Origin of the sequence: Streptomyces sp. NPDC058579 (assembly GCF_042718575.1) — a bacterium.
GTDB lineage: Bacteria > Actinomycetota > Actinomycetes > Streptomycetales > Streptomycetaceae > Streptomyces.
The window spans coordinates 14,449-33,222 of sequence record NZ_JBHXPI010000007.1; the positions used below are offsets into that span (position 1 = coordinate 14,449).

Consider the following 18,774-nt stretch of genomic DNA (forward strand, 5'->3'; position numbering starts at 1 on the left):
GCGCGCACCTCTGCCGCCTGGCCTGCCTACGCCACCACCGCACGCCTCCGCATCCCGGATCCCCACGGGTCTCTGACCCGCCGAACAGGCCTTAGCCGCGCGGAGCGCGGGCCAGTTGGCGGGACTGGGCCACCAGGCGGTCCGCGCTGTCCCAGACCTCGGCGTCCTCCTCCAGGAAGCCGCCGGCGAGGTTACGGGTGGTGATGGCGACCCGCAGCGGGCCCGGGGCCGGGCGGCAGCGGACGTGGGTCGTCAGTTCGACGGTCGGGGTCCAGCCCTTGAGGCCCAGCTCGAAGGAGGTCGGCGGGAGCGCGTCGACGGTGAGGAGCAGGGAGAGCGCGTCGGGCTCGCGGCCGTCGGCGAGGCCGAACCACGCGCGCATCTCGCCCTTGCCGGAGGGCGCGCCGATCGCCCAGCCGACGGTGGCCGGGTCGAGCTTGAGGGCGAGGCGGTCGGTGATGGCGCTGGAGCCGGGGATCGGCGGCCGGGGGCCGTCGGAGGCGCCGAAGCACTGCTCGATGGGGGCGAAGGCGGGCGGCGTGGCGGTGGTGCGGACCTCGTCGGTGAGCGCGTCGAGGTCGCCGTAGGAGGCGAGGACCCGGATGCGCTCGACCTCGGTGCCGTCCTCGGCGTACTGGAAGAGGGACGCCTGGCCGGTGGAGAGGGTGCGGCCGGTGCGGACGGTCTCGGTGCGGATCACCGCCGGGCCCGGCACGGACGGCGTGAGGTAGTGCGCCGAGATCGTGAACGGGTCCGGGTGCGGGAGGTGGTCGCCGAGGGCGCGGCCGAGCAGGGCGAGGAGGTAGCCGCCGTTGACGGCGCTGATGATCGTCCAGCCGGCGGAGAGGTCGGCGTCATAGACGCCGGGGGCGCGGAGGGTGACGGCGGTGTCGCGGTCGAACTCGCTGACCGTCGTCGTCTCCGCCATCGTCTCGATGCTCGTGCTCATGGTTCCGACGGTACCGCAGGAGGCTACTGAGCGGTAGCTTTTTCTGGCTCCTCGCGGGCGGAGGACCGGCGGTTCCAGGCGCGGGGCGCGCGCCAGTGGTAGCGCATGGCGAGCAGCCGCATCACGAAGGCGGTGAGGACGGCGGCACCGCTGGTGTACGCGTTGAGGGCCTCGAAGCGGATGCAGAGCACGACCATCGTGGCGCCGACGATGGCGGGCACGGCGTAGAGGTCGCGGTCCCAGCGGAGCAGCGAGGGCACCTCGTTGGCGAGCACGTCGCGCAGGACACCGCCGCCGACGGCGGTCGCGAGGCCCAGGGCGGCGGAGGAGGTGAGGCCGAGGCCGTACTCGTACGCCTTGATGGTGCCGGTGACGGCGAAGAGGCCGAGGCCTGCGGCGTCGAAGACGTTGACGGCGGTCTGGGTGCGCTCGACCTCGGGGTGCAGGAAGAAGACCAGCACGGTGGCGACGAGCGGCATGAGGAAGTAGCCGAGATCGGTGAAGGCGGCGGGGGGTACGGCGCCGATGACGATGTCGCGGAGCAGGCCGCCGCCGAGGGCCGTGACCTCGGCGAGGACGGCGATGCCGAAGACGTCGAAGTTCTTGCGGACGGCGAGGAGGGCGCCGGAGATGGCGAAGACGAAGATGCCGACGAGATCGAGGGCGTGCTGTACGTCGGGACTGAACAGATCGTGAACCACGGCGACCATTGTGACGGGTGCGGCGGGGCCCTGACGGGCACGGCGGCCGGGTGCGGGTGGGGGGACGGGGTGAGTTCCCCCACCCCGCCCCTTCCCGAAACCCTGACGGGACCGGGGGCTCCGCCCCCGAACCCCCGTGCTGCGGCAGCTTCGCGCCGCAGGGTTCGGCCGCCTGTCGGGCCCGCCCGGCATGCGCGAGACCCCCGCTGCCGTGGGGCGGCGGGGGCCTCGTCGGGTGTTACGCCTTCGGGTCGTCGCCCTCGGCGGGTTCCGCCTCGGGGGCCGGGGTCGGCTCCGGAGTCGGTTCCGGGGCGCGCTTGGTGATCGTGACCTCCACCGACTCGCGCGCCGTCGGGACCGTCACGCCCTCCGCGTTCTCCGGGTGGTGGCAGGCGACGCGCTGGCCCGGGCGGAGTTCCACGAGCGGGGGCTCGACCGTCTTGCAGAGGTCCGTCGCCTTCCAGCACCGGGTGTGGAAGCGGCAGCCCGGCGGCGGGGCGATCGGGGACGGGACGTCGCCGGTGAGCAGGATGCGGTCGCTCTTCGCGCCCTTGCGGCGGGGGTCCGGGATCGGGACCGCCGACATCAGGGCGCGGGTGTACGGGTGCATCGGGGACTCGTACAGCGACTTGCGGTCCGCCAGCTCCACGATCTTGCCCAGGTACATGACCGCGATCCGGTCCGAGACGTGCCGGATCACCGACAGGTCGTGGGCGATGATCACGTACGTCAGACCCAGCTCCTCCTGGAGGTCGTCCAGGAGGTTCACCACCTGCGCCTGGATCGACACGTCGAGCGCCGAGACCGGCTCGTCCGCGACGACCAGCTTGGGCTTGAGGGCGAGCGCCCGCGCGATGCCGATGCGCTGGCGCTGGCCGCCCGAGAACTCGTGCGGGTAGCGGTTGTAGTGCTCCGGGTTCAGGCCGACCAGGCCGAGCAGGCGCTGGACCTCCTTCTTGACCCCGCCCTCGGGCTCCACGCCCTGGAGCTTGAACGGCGCCGAGACGATCGAGCCGACCGTGTGCCGCGGGTTCAGCGAGCCGTACGGGTCCTGGAAGATCATCTGGATGTCGCGGCGCAGCGGACGCATCTTGGCCACGCCGAGGTGCGAGACGTCCACGCCCCCGAACTCGACCGTGCCGCCCGTCGGTTCGAGCAGCCGCGTGATCAGCCGGCCCATCGTCGACTTGCCGCAGCCCGACTCGCCGACGACGCCCAGCGTCTCGCCCGGGTAGACCTCGAAGTCGATGCCGTCGACCGCCTTGACCGCCCCGACCTGGCGCTGCAGCAGCCCCTTCTTGATCGGGAAGTGCTTCACCAGGCCGTTGACCTTGAGCAGGGGCTCAGTGCTCTTCTTGTCGCTCACGGCGTTGCCGCTCACAGCGTTGTCGCTCACAGCTTCGGCGCAATCTCTTCGGTCCAGATCCGGGTCCGCTCCTCGCGCGGCAGGTGGCACGCGGAGTGGTGGCGGCTGCCCGTCTCCTTCAGATCGGGGCGCTCGGTGCGCGTGATGCCGCCCTTGGGCACGTCCGCGTACGGGCAGCGCGGGTTGAAGGCGCAGCCGCTGGGGACGTTGATCAGGCTGGGCGGGTTGCCCTTCACGGGGATGAGCCGCTCGGTCTGCTCCCGGTCGATCCGCGGCATCGAGCCGAGCAGGCCCCAGGTGTAGGGGTGCTGCGGCTCGTAGAAGACCGCCTCGGCCGGTCCGCGCTCCACGCAGCGGCCGCCGTACATCACGAGGATGTCGTCGGCGACCTCGGCGACGACGCCGAGGTCGTGCGTGATGATGACGACCGCGGAGCCGAACTCCTTCTGCAGGTCCCGGATCAGGTCCAGGATCTGCGCCTGGACCGTGACGTCGAGCGCCGTGGTCGGCTCGTCGGCGATGAGCAGTTCGGGGTTGTTGACCAGCGCCATCGCGATCATCGCGCGCTGACGCATGCCGCCGGAGAACTCGTGCGGGTAGTTCGAGAAGCGCTTGGCCGGCTCGGGGATGCCGACCCGGTCGAGGAGTTCGACGGCCCGCTTGCGGGCGGTCTTCTTGTCGACCGGGTGGTGGACCCGGTACGCCTCCGCGATCTGCGCGCCGACCGTGTAGTACGGGTGCATCGCGGACAGCGGGTCCTGGAAGATCATCGCCATGTCGCGGCCGCGCAGCTTGCGGACCTCTTCGGGGTCGGCCGTGAGCAGCTCGCGGCCGTTCAGCCAGATCTCGCCGGAGATCCGGGCCTTCTGCCGGCCGTACTGGCCGACGGTGTGCAGGCCCATGATGCCGAGCGAGGTCACGGACTTGCCGGAGCCGGACTCGCCCACGATGCCGAGGGTCTTGCCCTTCTCCAGCTGGAAGCTGAGCCCGTCGACGGACTTGACCAGGCCGTCGTCGGTCGGGAAGTGGATCTTCAGGTCGCGGACGTCGAGGAAGGCGTCGGACGGGGCGTTCGAAGCGGCGACCGGTTCACCCAGGGCCGCGCCGGTCTTGGTCAGCTTGTCCGTCATGCGAGCCTCACTCGGGGGTCGATCACCGCGTACAGAAGGTCCACCACGAGGTTGGCGATGACGACACAGGTCGCTGTGATGAGCGTGACCGCCAGAATCAGCGGCAGGTCGCGCTCGGTCACTCCCTTGATGGCCATCCAGCCGAGGCCCTGGAGGTTGAAGGTGCTCTCGGTCAGGATCGCGCCGCCGACGAGAGCACCGAGGTCCATGCCGAAGATGGTCAGGATGGGGGTCATCGTGGAGCGCATGGCGTGCTTGCCGAGCACGACCCGCTCCGGAAGGCCCTTGGCCCGTGCCGTACGGATGTAGTCCTCGCCGAGGACCTCCAGCATGGTGGCGCGGGTGAGCCGCGCGTACATCGCCGCGTACAGGAACGCGAGGGTGACCCAGGGCAGCAGCAGTCCGCCGAACCAGCTGCCGAAGGACTCGCTGATGGGCGTGTACGAGGCGTTGAGCCAGCCCAGTTGGGTGCGGAAGACGAACATCGACAGCATGCCGGTGAAGAAGATGGGGAGCGAGACACCGGCGAGCGCGGTGATCATCGCGGTCCGGTCGACGACCGTGCCCCGCTTGAGCGCGGAGATCACGCCCGTGGTGACGCCCATGAGCAGCCACAGCGCGGCGGCTCCGACGACCATGGAGAGGGTCACGGGGAACGCGTCGACCAGCATCGTCGAGACGTCCTGCTCGGTACGGAACGAGTAGCCGAAGCAGGGTGCCTCGCAGTGGATGGTGCTGCCACCGCCGGTGTAGTCACGTCCGACGAAGATGCCGGAGACGAAGTGCCAGAACTGCACCAGGATCGGCTCGTCCAGGCCCAGCTTCTGCCGGACAGCTTCGATGGAAGCCGGATCCGCCTGCTTGCCGACGAACATCGCGGCAGGGTCGCTGCCGGTCATCTTGGGGATGAGGAAGAAGATGCTGAGCGTCGTCAGGGTGACGACCATCAGCATCACTGCGACGGCGAACAGCCGTCGGACGAGATATGCAAGCATGCGGTCGGCCGACCGGCGGCCGGGGATCCCGATCGGGTCCCCCGGCCGCCGTGCGCGGCCATCACCTGCCCTTCGGACCTAGCGGCGGGTGGTGCGCCGTTGGAGCGGGTGGATTGACTCTCGGTTACTTCACGACGCCGAGCGACGAGTAGTCGTAACGGCCGTTGTAGGCGTCGGCCGTGTAGACGTTGGTCAGTCGCGAGGAGCGCCAGATGATGTTCTTCTCGTGCGTGAAGGGCAGGTAGACCGCGGCGTCGGAGACCTTGGTGTTGATCTGCTTGTAGAGCTCGCCGGCCTTGACCGGGTCGGTCTCCTTCAGCGCCTGGTCGAACAGGCCGTTGACGGCCGGGTCGTTCAGCTCCGAGAAGTTGTTGTTACCGCTCTGGAGGATGAAGCGGCCGTCGACCAGCGGCTGCAGGAAGCCCTGGCCCGACGGGAAGTCGGCGCCCCAGCCCATGATGATGATGCCGTAGCCCTTCTCCTTGACCACCTTCGGCGAACCGATGATGCCCGAGGTCTGGGCGCCGTCGAACTGGTCGATCTGGGCGTCGATGCCGACGGCCTTCAGCGACTGCTGGAGGGACTCGGCGGTCGCGATCTCGATCTTCTTGTTGTTGCGGACCGCGATCGTGGTCTTGAAGCCGTTCGGCTTGCCGCACTTGGCCAGGGCCTCCTTGGCCTTGGCCACGTCCGCCTTGCCGGCCAGCTTGCCGTACGGGTCGGCCTTCGGGTCGGCACCCTTGATCGCCGGCGGCAGCATGTTGGAGGCGATGTCGCCACCGGCCTGCGGGCCACCACGGGCGGTCTGCAGGGACTTGGAGTCGGCCGCGTAGATGATCGCCTTGCGGCACTCGACGTTGTCGATGACCGTCTGCGGGAAGACCGCGTAGCGGATGAAGCCGGTCTGCGGGTTGTCCGCGTTCTCCTTGTGCTGCTGGAGCACCTTGGCGCGGGCCGCGGCGCCGACACCCGTGGCGTTGAGGTCGAGGTCGTACTCGCCCTCGACGAGACGGTTGTCCATGTCGTCGGCGTTGGTGGTGAACTTGACGCTGATCTTGTCCGGCAGCGCCTTGCGGATGGTGTCCGTCTTGGCGTCCCACTTGTCGTTGCGGACGAGCAGCATCGACTTGTTGGGGGTGTACGACTGCCACTTGTACGGGCCGGAGGAGAAGGGCTTCAGGCCGTACTGGGCCTTGGTGTCCTTGTCCTGGCGGACCGGGGAGGCGGCGGGCATGGCCAGCATCTGCAGGAAGTCACCGTTGGCGACCGGCAGCTTGAAGATGATGGTCTTGTCGTCCGGGGTCTCGATCGCCTTCAGGCCGAGCTTGTCCGGGGTGGTGTCCTTGTAGGGACCCTTGTACTCGCCCTTGGGGTCGAGGACCTGCTGGAGGTAGATCGGGCCGCCGGAGATGACGTCCTGCGCCCAGATGCGCTCGATGCCGTACTTGATGTCCTTGGAGGTGATCGGCTTGCCGTCCTCCCAGGTCACCCCGTCCTTCAGCGTGAAGGTGTAGGTGAGGCCGTCCTCCGAGACCTTGCCGGTGTCGGTGGCGAGGTCGGACACCAGCTCGGTGGAGGCGGCGCCCGGCTCGGCCTTGAAGCTGACCAGCTGGCGCGTGTAGTAGCGGGCGAAGTCCCACACGAAGCCGTAGTAGCCGCGCTGCGGGTCCCACGAGTCGGCCTCCTGCGAACCGATGAACTTCAGCTCGCCGCCCTTCTTGTCGGAGGGGTTGGCGACCTTGTTCACCGCGGCGTTGAAGCCGGGTGCGCCGGTCTTGCTCTTGCCGTCGCCGGTGCCGCCGCCACACGCGGTGGTGACGACCATCGTGGCCGCGGCGAGGAGCGCGCCGGCGGCGATTCTGCGCCGCGAAGAGCTGTTCAGAGTCATGGTCTCGCAACCTCCGGAATAGTGGCGGCCGCTACGGCGGTCCGCCGGTGTTGATTGCCTCCTGTCAACAGCGGCAGGGGCGGGTCTGTACGGGCGTGCGGGCGGTCAGCGGGCGGTCAGCGAGCTGCCTTCGGGTCGAGCGCGTCACGCACGCCGTCGCCGAAGAGGTTGAACGCCAGAACGGTGATGAAGATCGCGAGGCCGGGGATCACCATGAACAGGGGGTCCGACTCATAGGTGGAGATGGCCGTCGACAGCATCTGGCCCCAGGAAGCGGTGGGCGGCTTCACACCCGCGCCGAGGAAGCTCAGGGCCGCTTCGGTGAGGATGTTGGTGGGGATCATGAGCGTCGCGTAGACCATGATCGGGGCGACCAGGTTGGGCAGCAGCTCCCGGCGCAGGATGTAGAGCCGGCCGGCGCCGAGCGAGCGGGCGGCCTCCACGTACTCGCGGTTGCGCAGCGAGAGGGTCTGGCCGCGGACGATCCGGCCGACGTAGGGCCAGCCGAAGAAGCCGATCACGATCACCAGCGCGCCGATGCGGACCCCCGAACCGGAGAAACCGAGCAGATCGTTGGGGAGCACGGAGACCAGGGCGATGGTGAAGAGCAGCTGCGGGAAGGCGAGCATGACGTCCATGACGCGGCTGAGCGCCGCGTCGACCCAGCCGCCGAAGTAGCCGGCGACGACGCCGAGGATCGTGCCGAGGACGACCGCGAACATCGCCGCGAGGAAGGCGACGAGCAGCGAGATCCGGGCCCCGTAGACGATCCGGCTGAAGACGTCACGGCCGTTGACCGGCTCGACGCCGAGCAGGAAGTCGGAGGTGATGCCGCCGTAGGGGCCGATCGGGGTGCCGAAGAGCGGGTCGATCTGGTCCTCGTGGAACTCGTCCGGCGGGTGGCCGAGCAGACCCACGATGACGGGCGCGAGAACCGCGACGACGACCAGGAAGACCACGATCGCGCCGCCGGCCAGCGCGAGCTTGTCGCGCTTGAGCCGGGTCCAGGCGATCTGCCAGGGGGAACGGCCCTCGATCGTTTTGCCGGGCGGCGCTGGGGGCACGGCATCGACGGTGGCGGTCGACTCGGCCGCACTCGTCTCGTGCAGTGGTGCCGTCATCGTGGTGAGGACCCCTCTCGGCCGCCGGTAGCCGGCCCTTGCCCGCCGCGGGTAGCGGCTTGGTGGAACAACTGCGGGGCTTTGGCCAGGAGGCCGAACGCCCGGTGTTCCGGGGAGTCTTCAATGTGGTCGCGATCACCCGCCAGACCTCACGGTGAATGTTTGCTCAACCGTGATGCGGTTCGTTGCCTTCCGTTATCCGGACGCTGTGATCGTGCCAGCGGACCATCTCGCCCACTATTCGGCCAGAACGGACATGCATCCCAACACCCACGTGACAGGGGTGAATTGGGGTGACATACGGGTCGCCGGACGGACGTATCAGTACGTACGCGGTACAGCCGGCGGGTAGCCGTAGCCGGGGGCGGGCGGAGCGGGCGCCGCGTGCGCGTCGCGGTCGTAGAACGGCCGCGCGTTGGCGCGCAGCCACATCGCGACGGGGTCGTACGCGTCCGACATGGCGACCGTCGAGACGGGCAGGCCGTCGGGGACGGCGGAGACCGACTGGCGCATCATCGCGCGCACCGACTCGACCGAGGCGGCGGAGGTGTCGTACAGGTCGAGACCGATGGCGAGGTACGGGGTGCCGAGCGCGGGCTGCACCCAGGCCCGGCGCAGCGCCCGTACGGCCGGGGTGCGATGGGCGTTCTGGGTCAGCAGGGCGTAGAACTGCGGGATCTCCAGAGCGGGTTCGGAGAGCCTGAGCGGTCCGGCGGGCATCCGGTCGAGACCGGTGGCGATCCGGCGCAGGTCGGCCCAGGGGATGCCGACGCCGCCGTTCTGGTCGTGCGGGTTGAGCCAGAGGCCCACCCGGTCGGGGAAGAGCGCGCCGGCGATCTCGCGGCCTGTCACGACCTCGTGGGCGCGGTTCCAGCCGGAGGCGGCGAGCTCGTGGGCGGAGGTGACGCACGGGGCGTACCCGAAGCCGTCGGCCTCGATGTTTCCGTACTGGGCGTCGGTCGAGCCGGGCGTGCCCTGCCAGAGCAGCATCCAGACGCCGCCGTCGGCGAGGGCGCGCAGCAGGTCCTCGTACGCCTCGTAGCGTCCGGGTGTGACCTGGCGCAGCATGTGCTCGACCTGACCGGCCGCCGCGGTGCCTGACGCGCTCACGCTGTTCTCCGCCCCTCTTCCGTAGACCCCATCAGCTTAGTTATCAGGAGGCCCGCTGGTAGAAGGGGCGCACCCGCTCCAGCATCCAGTCGCCGACCGGGTCCCGCGCGACGTCGAGCAGGATGAGGTTGACCGGCCAGGCCACCTCGATCCGGCCCAGCGCGCGGCCGAGGGCGTCCAGCGGGGCGTTCCGGTCGACGCCGTCCCAGGTGACGAGCTCGACGCCGACGAAGAGGGCCGGTTCGGTGCCCTCGACGCTGGCCAGGGCGCGGCGGGCGGAGAGGACGACTCCGGTGGCCTCGAACTCGGCGGCCGCGGCGGAGAGGAAGTCGACGGGGTCGTCCTGCCAGTCGGGCTCGAAGAGCCGGACCCGGCCGCCGCTCGCGGGGCCGTCCAGCGGGGTGCGGCCGGTCCGGCAGAGCTCGGCGACGGCGGGCGGGGGCAGCGGGGCGCCGACGGTGCCGCCGGGGTTCACGGCGATGCCGAGCTGCGGGGGCAGGCCGCGGGCGAAGTCGCGGGCGGGGGCGACGGTGAACGACATGTGGCTGCCGACGCAGGCCAGGAACTGCTGCTCGGAGCTGAAGACAGGGACGTACGGGAGTCCGTCGATCTCCATCGTGGGCAGGTCGAGGTCGCGGCTCTCGGGGCTGCCGCCGTTGGGCAGCGGCACCCAGACGGGGCTCCGGCCGAGGACCTCGACGAGGCGGCCTCCGGCGGAGGGGTTGCCGAGCGAGGCCGCGAGGACCTCTTCGAGCTCGTTGCCCGGCCACGTAACGTCCACGGTTCCCGCTTCCCCTGTCCCACGCGTCCTGATCACGCGTCTCACGCGTCCTGGTCACGACGCCCTCGGGGCAGAACCCTAACGCCGCCCTGGCACGCCCGTGGCCAAAAGCGCTCAGTGGACGGAGCGGAAGGCGATGGTTCGCAGGGCGCCGGCGGCGTCCCGGTCGAGCAGGGTCGCCGAGGCGCAGCCCCGGGGCAGCCGGCCCGACTCGACCGAGCCGAGGAGCCGGCCGACGGCCCGGCGGTGCCGGGCGAAGGCGTACCCCGAGACGCCCCGGCCGCGCTCGCGCTGGCCGGCGCGGGCGGTGTCGGGCGTGACGTCGAGCAGGACCAGGTGGAGGGCGCTGCCGCGGCGGCGGGCCTCGCGGGCCAGCCAGTTCCGCACCCAGGACTGGGTGCCGCAGTCGTGGACGACGACGCTCCGCCCGGAGCGCAGCGCGCGCCAGAGCCCGGCGTAGTGCGCGACCCGGGCCAGCGGGCGGTAGACCGCGTACGGCAGGAAGGCGGGCAGCCGGGCCTCCCAGCGCTCGCGGGCATCCTGGGAGTCGATGCCGAGGCCGTCGGCGGCGCGCCGCATCAGGGTGGACTTGCCGCTTCCGGGCAGCCCGGAGACCACCACGAGGTCCCCCGCGGCGAAGGCGAGCGTCCGGGGGCCGCGGCCGCCGCGCTCGCGCAGGTCGCGCAGCAGGGGCGCGGCGCGGCGCCTGCGGGTCCGGGCGCGGGAGCGGGGGGCCGGTATCCCCGTGCCCGTGGCGTAGGCGCCGGTGCGCTGGATCGTCATCGTCACTCCCCCTGTCGGGTCCCCAGGACCCCTTTCCCACAAAGTGTAAAGAAGGGGTAATCAGTCACAAGCGATTTGCCGATCGGACACCGCGTGCAATGATGTCCGCGCCAAGCGCACACAACCTCATACCGGCCGCTCGAATCCGCGCGGGAGAGTCCCGGAACCACCACGGTGGGCCCCGGGCGCCGAAGGAGCAAGACCCTCCCTTGAATCTCTCAGGCCCCGTACCGCGTGGATGAGGCAGATCTGAAAAGCGAACCGTTCCGGCGTGCCCGGTGCGGCTCCACCCAAGGTGCAAGCCGACGTCTCGGTGACGAGATGCTCTCGGTGAACCTCTCAGGTTCCATGACAGATGGGGAGGACGTCCTCGCCCGTCATGTTTTCCGCCCTTGGGATCCGGGAGCCACCTCATGAGCACGTCTGCCCCCCGTCTGACCGCCCTCGATGCCCTGCATCGCTCCCTGGGCGCGACCATGACCGACTTCGCCGGCTGGGACATGCCGCTGCGCTACGCCAGCGAGCGGGACGAGCACATCGCCGTCCGCACCAAGGCGGGCCTCTTCGACCTCTCCCACATGGGCGAGATCACCGTCACCGGTCCGCAGGCCGTCGAGCTGCTCGACCACGCGCTGGTCGGCAACATCTCCACGGTGGGCGTGGGCCGGGCGCGGTACACGATGATCTGCCAGGAGGACGGCGGGATCCTCGACGACCTGATCGTGTACCGGCTCCAGGACCAGGAGTACATGGTCGTCGCGAACGCCTCCAACGCGCAGATCGTCCTCGACGCGCTCGTGGCGCGTGCCGGGGGCTTCGACGCCGAGGTCCGCGACGACCGTGACGCGTACGCCCTGCTCGCCGTCCAGGGCCCCGAGTCCCCCGGCATCCTGAAGTCGCTCACCGACGCCGACCTGGACGGTCTGAAGTACTACGCCGGCCTCCCGGGCACGGTCGCCGGGGTCCCCGCGCTGATCGCCCGTACCGGCTACACCGGCGAGGACGGCTTCGAGCTGTTCCTGAAGCCGGAGCACGCCGAGGGCGTCTGGAAGGCGCTGACCGAGGCCGGCGCGCCCGTCGGCCTGATCCCCTGCGGCCTGTCCTGCCGTGACACGCTCCGCCTGGAGGCGGGCATGCCGCTGTACGGGCACGAGCTGACGACCTCGCTCACCCCGTTCGACGCGGGCCTGGGCCGGGTCGTGAAGTTCGAGAAGACGACGAACGAGGGCCGCTTCGTCGGCCGCGAGGCGCTGGAGAAGGCCGCCGAGCGCGCCGAGACCGCCCCGCCGCGCAAGCTCGTCGGCCTGATCGCCGAGGGCCGCCGGGTCCCGCGCGCCGGGATGGCGGTCGTCGCGGACGGCCAGGTCATCGGCGAGGTCACCTCGGGCGCCCCGTCGCCGACGCTCGGAAAGCCGATCGCGATGGCGTACGTGGACGCGGCACACGCCGCGCCCGGCACCCAGGGTGTAGGTGTGGACATCCGCGGCACCCACGAGCCGTACGAGGTCGTGGCGCTGCCCTTCTACAAGCGCCAGAAGTGACGTTTCCCACCCCCTCGCGTCTCACTCCTCGTCTCATCCCGTAAGACCCGCGTACATCAGCACTCCCCCGATCCAGGAGAATCACGACATGAGCAACCCCCAGCAGCTCCGCTACAGCAAGGAGCACGAGTGGCTGTCGGACGTCGTCGACGGCGTCGCGACGGTCGGCATCACCGAGCACGCGGCCAACGCCCTCGGTGACGTCGTCTACGTGCAGCTCCCTGAGGTCGGTGACACGGTGACCGCGGGCGAGTCCTGTGGCGAGCTGGAGTCCACCAAGTCCGTCAGCGACCTGTACGCCCCGGTGACCGGCGAGATCGTCGAGGCCAACCAGGACGTCGTGGACGACCCCTCGCTGGTGAACACCGCCCCGTTCGAGGGTGGCTGGCTGTTCAAGGTGCGCCTCGCGGGCGAGCCGGACGACCTGCTTTCCGCCGACGAGTACACCGCCTTCACCGCCGGCTAACCGAGACCCGTAGGGATCGATTCATGTCGCTTCTGAACACCCCTCTCCACGAGCTGGACCCCGACGTCGCCGCCGCCGTCGACGCCGAGCTCCACCGCCAGCAGTCCACCCTCGAGATGATCGCCTCGGAGAACTTCGCTCCGGTCTCGGTCATGGAGGCCCAGGGCTCGGTCCTCACCAACAAGTACGCCGAGGGCTACCCGGGCCGCCGCTACTACGGCGGCTGCGAGCACGTCGACGTGGCCGAGCAGATCGCCATCGACCGGGTCAAGGACCTGTTCGGCGCCGAGTACGCCAACGTCCAGCCGCACTCCGGCGCCTCCGCGAACCAGGCCGCGCTCTTCGCGATCGCCCAGCCCGGCGACACGATCCTGGGCCTGGACCTGGCGCACGGCGGTCACCTGACCCACGGCATGCGCCTGAACTTCTCGGGCAAGCAGTTCAACGTGGTCGCGTACCACGTGGACGAGGCCGGCCTGGTCGACATGGCCGAGGTCGAGCGCCTCGCCAAGGAGCACCGCCCGAAGGTGATCATCGCGGGCTGGTCCGCCTACCCGCGTCAGCTGGACTTCGCCGAGTTCCGCCGGATCGCCGACGAGGTCGAGGCGTACCTGTGGGTCGACATGGCCCACTTCGCGGGCCTGGTCGCGGCCGGTCTGCACCCGAACCCGGTCGAGTACGCGGACGTGGTCACCTCGACCACGCACAAGACGCTCGGCGGCCCGCGCGGCGGCATCATCCTCGCGAAGAAGGAGTTCGCGAAGAAGCTGAACTCCTCGGTCTTCCCCGGTTTCCAGGGCGGCCCGCTGGAGCACGTGATCGCGGCCAAGGCCGTCTCGTTCAAGATCGCGGCCTCGAAGGAGTTCAAGGAGCGCCAGCAGCGCACGATCGAGGGCGCCCGGATCCTCGCCGAGCGCCTGGTCCAGGACGACGTCACCACGCACGGCGTCTCGGTCCTGTCCGGCGGCACGGACGTGCACCTGGTCCTGGTGGACCTGCGCAACTCCGAGCTGGACGGCCAGCAGGCCGAGGACCGTCTCCACGAGGTCGGCATCACGGTCAACCGGAACGCGATCCCGAACGACCCGCGTCCGCCGATGGTCACCTCGGGCCTGCGCATCGGTACGCCGGCGCTCGCGACCCGCGGTTTCGGCACCGAGGACTTCACCGAGGTCGCCGACATCATCGCGGAGACCCTGAAGCCCGGCTTCGACGCGGACGCCCTCAAGGCCCGCGTGACCGCTCTGGCCGAGAAGCACCCGCTGTACCCCGGCCTGAAGTAATTTCGTACCCTTTTGTTCGTACGAAGCTCCGGGGCACCGCGCACACTGGAAGTGAGCGGTGCCCCACCCCTTTTCCTCCGTTCCTCCCCATCCTGCTCTGCTCTGTTCTGCACCACCCCGGCAGACAACGGCGTCAGCCCCCACAAGGAGTCCCCCGTGGCCATCTCGGTCTTCGACCTGTTCTCGATCGGCATCGGCCCGTCCAGCTCCCACACGGTGGGCCCGATGCGAGCGGCCCGGATGTTCGCGCGCCGGCTGAAGAACGAGGGCCTCCTCGCGCACACGGCGTCGATACGGGCCGAGCTGTACGGCTCGCTGGGCGCGACCGGCCACGGGCACGGCACGCCGAAGGCGGTCCTGCTCGGCCTGGAGGGCAGCTCTCCCCGCACGGTGAACGTGGAGACGGCCGACGAGGAGTTCGAGCGGATCAAGTCGAGCGGCCGGATCAACATCCTCGGCGCGCACGAGATCCCCTTCGACTTCGACGAGGACCTGATCCTGCACCGCCGGAAGGCCCTGCCGTACCACGCCAACGGCATGACGGTCTTCGCGTACGACGCGGAGGGCGCGCTGGTCCTGGAGAAGACGTACTACTCGGTCGGCGGCGGCTTCGTCGTCGACGAGGACGCGGTGGCGGGCTCGGACCCGATCATCCCGGACGACACGGCCCTGAAGTACCCGTTCCGCACGGGCGACGAGCTGCTCCGCCTCGCGAAGGAGACCGGCCTGTCGATCTCCGCGATGATGATGGAGAACGAGAAGGCCTGGCGCACCGAGGAGGAGATCCGCACGGGTCTCCTGGAGATCTGGCGGGTCATGCAGGCCTGCGTCTCGCGCGGCATGTCCCGCGAGGGCATCCTGCCCGGCGGCCTGAAGGTCCGCCGCCGCGCCGCGAACACGGCCCGCAAGCTGCGCTCCGAGGGCGAGCCGGCGGCGCTCGCGATGGAGTGGATCACGCTCTACGCGATGGCCGTGAACGAGGAGAACGCGGCGGGCGGCCGCGTGGTCACCGCCCCGACGAACGGCGCGGCGGGCATCATCCCGGCGGTCCTGCACTACTACATGAACTTCGTGCCGGGCGCCGACGACGAGGGCGTGGTCCGCTTCATGCTGGCGGCGGGCGCGGTCGGCATGCTCTTCAAGGAGAACGCCTCGATCTCGGGCGCCGAGGTCGGCTGCCAGGGCGAGGTCGGCTCGGCCTGCTCGATGGCGGCCGGCGCCCTCGCGGAGGTCATGGGCGGCTCCCCGGAGCAGGTCGAGAACGCGGCCGAGATCGGCATGGAACACAACCTGGGCCTGACGTGCGACCCGGTCGGCGGCCTGGTCCAGATCCCGTGCATCGAGCGCAACGGCATGGCGGCCGTCAAGGCGGTCACGGCCGCGAAGATGGCCCTCCGCGGCGACGGCAGCCACCTGGTCTCCCTGGACAAGGTCATCAAGACGATGAAGGAGACCGGCGCGGACATGTCGGTCAAGTACAAGGAGACGGCCCGGGGCGGGCTCGCGGTGAACATCATCGAGTGCTGAGGGTCTGGGCCCTTGGCGGGACCGGCGATCCGAGCGTCACCTTCGTGCGGCCAAGAGCCAGAGCCATGGCGGCCGCACACCGCGTAGGTGTTTCAGTCGCTCCTCGGAGGCCTGGCTGCGGATCCGGTTGATGAGCTCCTTCGGATTCCGACGGGCCGCTTCACGGAGAGCCGCGGGGGAAGCGGCATCCACTGCGATGAGCAGGTGGAGCATGCCGGGCTCGCTCAGGTCCCGATGGACCTGAGCGAGCATTCCGACCTCGCGGAGCCGGTCGACCATCACGCGGGAGACCTTCAGATAGGCCGCCAGCTGGTCCCGCTGCGCGGTGCTCCCCGTCCTGCGAACGAGGTCGAAGGCGGAGGTGATGCCGGCCTTCGTCAGCGGCTCCTTGTACGAGGCGAACACCTGAAGGTCCAGGAAGTGTGCCGGCGGGGTACCCACCAGACGCTTGAACCCGTCGACGGCCCGAAGGTCGCTGAAACAGGGATCGGTGACCGCGGAGCTCTTGTCTTCGTCGGTGGCGAGTGCGAACTCCAGGTCCTCGATCGCCTCGCGCAGCCGTAGCGCACGGTCCTGACCCGGGAGGTCCGCCAGAAAGCAGTCCAGGCAGGCGTGGTCGTAGGTCAGCCGTGGTGAGGGAGAGGCCTTCTCATGGGGGTGCAGCCATGCCGCGCCCGCCCGGGGGGCGCGTCCGCACAGCACCTCGACGCAGTACTTCAGGCTATCGGCGAAGGGCCGCATCTGTTTGGCCTGCCAAGCCAGCTCCTCTCTCTTCCAGGGGAAGTTGCACAGACGGTTGAGCTCCGCGACGGACCGCGCTGCTTCCTGCAGCGCGGTCACGTTCTTCTTGCCGCCGGCCACATAGCCGTTGAGCCATTGCGTGGCACTGCTGTACATGACCCGGATCCGCAGCGGGGCCCAGCCCTCGGCCGCGTCTCCCTTGCCCGCCAGGCCCGAACTGACGTACTGCTGATCGAGCGACTTCGCGAACCTGGCGTGATCCGTATTCTCCGCGGGAATGCGCTTGTAGGCCGCCCACATGTACTCGAAGCGCGCCAGCAGGAAGTCGGGGTCCTGATCCATCGCTCGGCTCAGCAGGCCCACGCGTTCCGCACCCTCGTCCTCGACCTCGTCGATGAGCGACTTGCTCCGGGCGATGACCTGCAAGGCGACGCTCTTCCAGTGCTCTGCCCCACACAGATCGTCCTGGAGTTCCCGATGCGCCTTGCTGAGCCGCACCAGGATGAAGGCGGCAGCGCCGGTGAGCATCTGTGCAGAGGCACGATCCCGTGCGGCGGTGCTTTCCGTCTCCTCCGATCCGGCGGGGATCGCCGCCAGGCCGAGATCGGGTCTGCTGAAGACCACACTCTGGGCATGGCGGCCGTTGCGGGACAGGCTGATGGAGACGCGGTCGTCGTCCACGAGCGTGACCCGTGCCCTCCAGGTGAGGTCCGGTCTGAGCACGAAGAAGAGACGGGACAGCGCACCCACGACCTTCCCGGCGGGCAACGCGCTCAGCTCCTCACTGGTGATCTTGCTCAAGGGCGTGGTGGTCAGCGCCGAGGTGGCACGGTCGAGTGCCTTCGGCGACTCGGTACCGAGCCCCTTCATCCGGGCGAGCAGGTAATCGGTGGCGGCCGCGCTCACCGCGCCGTCGGCCTTCTGCACCTCGACCTGAAGTCGCAGGTTCTGCCCCAACGCGGCCCCCGTCAGCACGACGCCGACGAACGCGAGGACGATGTGGTCCACCATGAGGCGTGTCTCGTGGCCCAGGGGGACCACGAGCAGCGCGCACGCCACAACGACCGCGGCAACCAGGGAGATCAGCAGGCCCAGCCAGTGCTTCCAGTCGTACGGACGCTTGCTGGTCGTCCCCAGGACCAGCACGACCGCGACGAGCGCGATCACCACGATCACGGCGGCCGCGCATCCGATCAACGGCCCTCCGGCGGTGAACGGCTCGAACATGGCGAAGATCGGCAGCATCACCCCCGCGCCGAAGACCAGGAAGCAGCCGACGCCACCCACGGTCCATCGCAGAGGAGTCGGCCACACGACCGCATTGACCCTCACGAGGGCCCGCGAGGCCAGGCCGGCGAGCGCGTACAGGACTGCCAACGCGACCGCGCTGAACAGCAGCAGCCGGCCGAGAGGCTTCACCCAGTCGTCGTAGAAGCGATCCCAGTTACTCGATGCGGTGGGGTGCGGACGTTCCTTGAGCCTTGCCACCTGCGCGATACCCGCCGCAGCCTTTGCGTTGCCCCGGTCCTTCTCAAGCGCGGATCGGAAGGTGAAGTGTGCACCGTCAAGATCTCCGACACGGATCAGTCTCTGTCCCTTGGCGACCCACACCGCCGCCAGTTGACGTTGCTCCGCGACGGCCCTCAAGCCCTCGACGGCGCAGTTCCTCTCCCCGTCGCCCGCCTTCACCGTGGTGTAGAGCGCCTTCGCCCGATCGAGCGTTCCGGCTTCCCGATGCGCCTTCGCCGTGGCGCAGATCTCCTCCGCTGGAACACCGACCGGAGGTGACGGGGAGACCGCTGCTGCGGGCGCGACGACGGCCAGGGCGATGACCGAGCCGGCTGCAGCGGCCTGCGCGACGGGTCTCCACATGGCCAGCACCTCGCAAGAGATCGGACAGCCCCGCCCTCGATGCAGCCGACCCTAGGACGCCGTCCGACGCCACGCACTGGCACGCGGTCCGGGTGGGGCCACCCGGAGTAGAGCCGGGTCAACGGTGCGAACGCGGCGTGCAGCTCCTATTCGAGCCACCACCCAGCCGGCCGCCGCGCCCCGTGCGCACAGCGGCACACGGGCGGGCGGCAACTCGGGTGCGTCCGCACGGAGTACACGCCGCCCGCCCTGCCCCGGAGGGTCAGGCCTTGCTGAGGTGGGCCCAGAACTCGTCCCACGACAGCTTGCCGTCGCTGTTGGCGTCCCGCTGCTTGATGAGCGCCTCGGCGACCGTCTCGGTCACGTTGAAGTCACCCAGCTGGGCCATGACGCTCTTGTACTCGGAGGCGGTGATGAAGCCGTCCTTGTCCATGTCGAACCGCTCGAACGCCGTGCGTGCCGACTCGATGTCCGCCACTGTTTCCGCCCCTTCTCGATGCTGCGATGACGGGGGTCAGGT

The 18,774-nt window shown here is 69.8% G+C and carries 16 protein-coding genes and 1 riboswitch; of the genes, 4 read left to right on the forward strand and 12 right to left on the reverse strand.

From position 1 onward, the window contains the following. Positions 1–91: 91 nt before the first annotated feature. From ACFWRO_RS11820 to ACFWRO_RS11865, 10 genes are all read right to left on the reverse strand, one after another. Positions 92–949, reverse strand: coding sequence for a thioesterase family protein (locus ACFWRO_RS11820; protein ID WP_384507961.1), 858 nt, complete (start codon positions 947–949; stop codon positions 92–94). 23 nt (positions 950–972) lie between these two features. After that, a complete protein-coding gene (locus tag ACFWRO_RS11825) occupies positions 973–1,650 on the reverse strand; it encodes a trimeric intracellular cation channel family protein (protein WP_384507964.1) in 678 nt (225 codons plus the stop codon). Positions 1,651–1,888: 238 nt separating this feature from the next. Further along, complete coding sequence (locus tag ACFWRO_RS11830) at positions 1,889–3,046, reverse strand: ABC transporter ATP-binding protein (protein WP_384507967.1); 1,158 nt, start codon at positions 3,044–3,046, stop codon at positions 1,889–1,891. Then, a complete protein-coding gene (locus ACFWRO_RS11835) occupies positions 3,043–4,146 on the reverse strand; it encodes an ABC transporter ATP-binding protein (RefSeq protein WP_384507969.1) in 1,104 nt (367 codons plus the stop codon). Before ACFWRO_RS11835 ends, ACFWRO_RS11830 begins: the two co-directional genes overlap by 4 nt. Then, entirely contained in the window at positions 4,143–5,141 is a 999-nt protein-coding gene (locus ACFWRO_RS11840) for an ABC transporter permease (protein ID WP_384507972.1), read from the reverse strand. The genes ACFWRO_RS11835 and ACFWRO_RS11840 overlap by 4 nt, the downstream gene beginning before the upstream one ends. A gap of 124 nt (positions 5,142–5,265) precedes the next feature. Next, complete coding sequence (locus ACFWRO_RS11845) at positions 5,266–7,029, reverse strand: ABC transporter substrate-binding protein (RefSeq protein WP_384507975.1); 1,764 nt, start codon at positions 7,027–7,029, stop codon at positions 5,266–5,268. 116 nt (positions 7,030–7,145) lie between these two features. Then, entirely contained in the window at positions 7,146–8,150 is a 1,005-nt protein-coding gene (locus ACFWRO_RS11850; protein ID WP_384507978.1) for an ABC transporter permease, read from the reverse strand. Positions 8,151–8,471: 321 nt separating this feature from the next. Continuing rightward, a complete protein-coding gene (locus ACFWRO_RS11855) occupies positions 8,472–9,260 on the reverse strand; it encodes an enhanced serine sensitivity protein SseB C-terminal domain-containing protein (RefSeq protein WP_384507981.1) in 789 nt (262 codons plus the stop codon). A gap of 43 nt (positions 9,261–9,303) precedes the next feature. Further along, positions 9,304–10,041 carry an enhanced serine sensitivity protein SseB gene (locus ACFWRO_RS11860; protein ID WP_384507984.1) on the reverse strand — a complete coding sequence of 246 codons (738 nt, stop codon included), beginning with the start codon at positions 10,039–10,041 and terminating at the stop codon, positions 9,304–9,306. A gap of 114 nt (positions 10,042–10,155) precedes the next feature. Beyond that, positions 10,156–10,824: an AAA family ATPase gene (locus tag ACFWRO_RS11865; protein WP_384507987.1), complete on the reverse strand. Its 669-nt coding sequence runs from the start codon at positions 10,822–10,824 to the stop codon at positions 10,156–10,158. A gap of 140 nt (positions 10,825–10,964) precedes the next feature. Beyond that, a riboswitch (glycine riboswitch) is annotated at positions 10,965–11,067 on the forward strand. 170 nt (positions 11,068–11,237) lie between these two features. On the opposite strand from ACFWRO_RS11865, the gene gcvT reads away from it, so the two are divergent. The 4 genes from gcvT (at position 11,238) to ACFWRO_RS11885 (ending at position 15,641) form a co-directional block, all read left to right on the forward strand. Then, positions 11,238–12,365 carry a glycine cleavage system aminomethyltransferase GcvT gene (gene gcvT, locus ACFWRO_RS11870; protein WP_384507990.1) on the forward strand — a complete coding sequence of 376 codons (1,128 nt, stop codon included), beginning with the start codon at positions 11,238–11,240 and terminating at the stop codon, positions 12,363–12,365. An 88-nt stretch (positions 12,366–12,453) separates the two neighbouring features. Further along, entirely contained in the window at positions 12,454–12,831 is a 378-nt protein-coding gene (gene gcvH, locus ACFWRO_RS11875) for a glycine cleavage system protein GcvH (RefSeq protein ID WP_384507993.1), read from the forward strand. A gap of 23 nt (positions 12,832–12,854) precedes the next feature. Further along, positions 12,855–14,114: a serine hydroxymethyltransferase gene (gene glyA / locus ACFWRO_RS11880; protein ID WP_384507996.1), complete on the forward strand. Its 1,260-nt coding sequence runs from the start codon at positions 12,855–12,857 to the stop codon at positions 14,112–14,114. Between the two features lie 156 nt (positions 14,115–14,270). Further along, entirely contained in the window at positions 14,271–15,641 is a 1,371-nt protein-coding gene (locus tag ACFWRO_RS11885) for an L-serine ammonia-lyase (RefSeq protein WP_384507998.1), read from the forward strand. A gap of 36 nt (positions 15,642–15,677) precedes the next feature. Here ACFWRO_RS11885 and ACFWRO_RS11890 read toward each other — a convergent pair whose 3' ends face one another. Both ACFWRO_RS11890 and ACFWRO_RS11895 read right to left on the reverse strand, forming a co-directional pair. Next, a complete protein-coding gene (locus ACFWRO_RS11890) occupies positions 15,678–18,254 on the reverse strand; it encodes a DUF4332 domain-containing protein (RefSeq protein WP_384508001.1) in 2,577 nt (858 codons plus the stop codon). A 262-nt stretch (positions 18,255–18,516) separates the two neighbouring features. Then, the gene (locus ACFWRO_RS11895) at positions 18,517–18,732 is read right to left on the reverse strand and encodes an EF-hand domain-containing protein (protein WP_384508004.1); all 216 of its coding nucleotides are present in this window, start codon (positions 18,730–18,732) and stop codon (positions 18,517–18,519) included. Between the last annotated feature and the right edge of the window lie 42 nt (positions 18,733–18,774).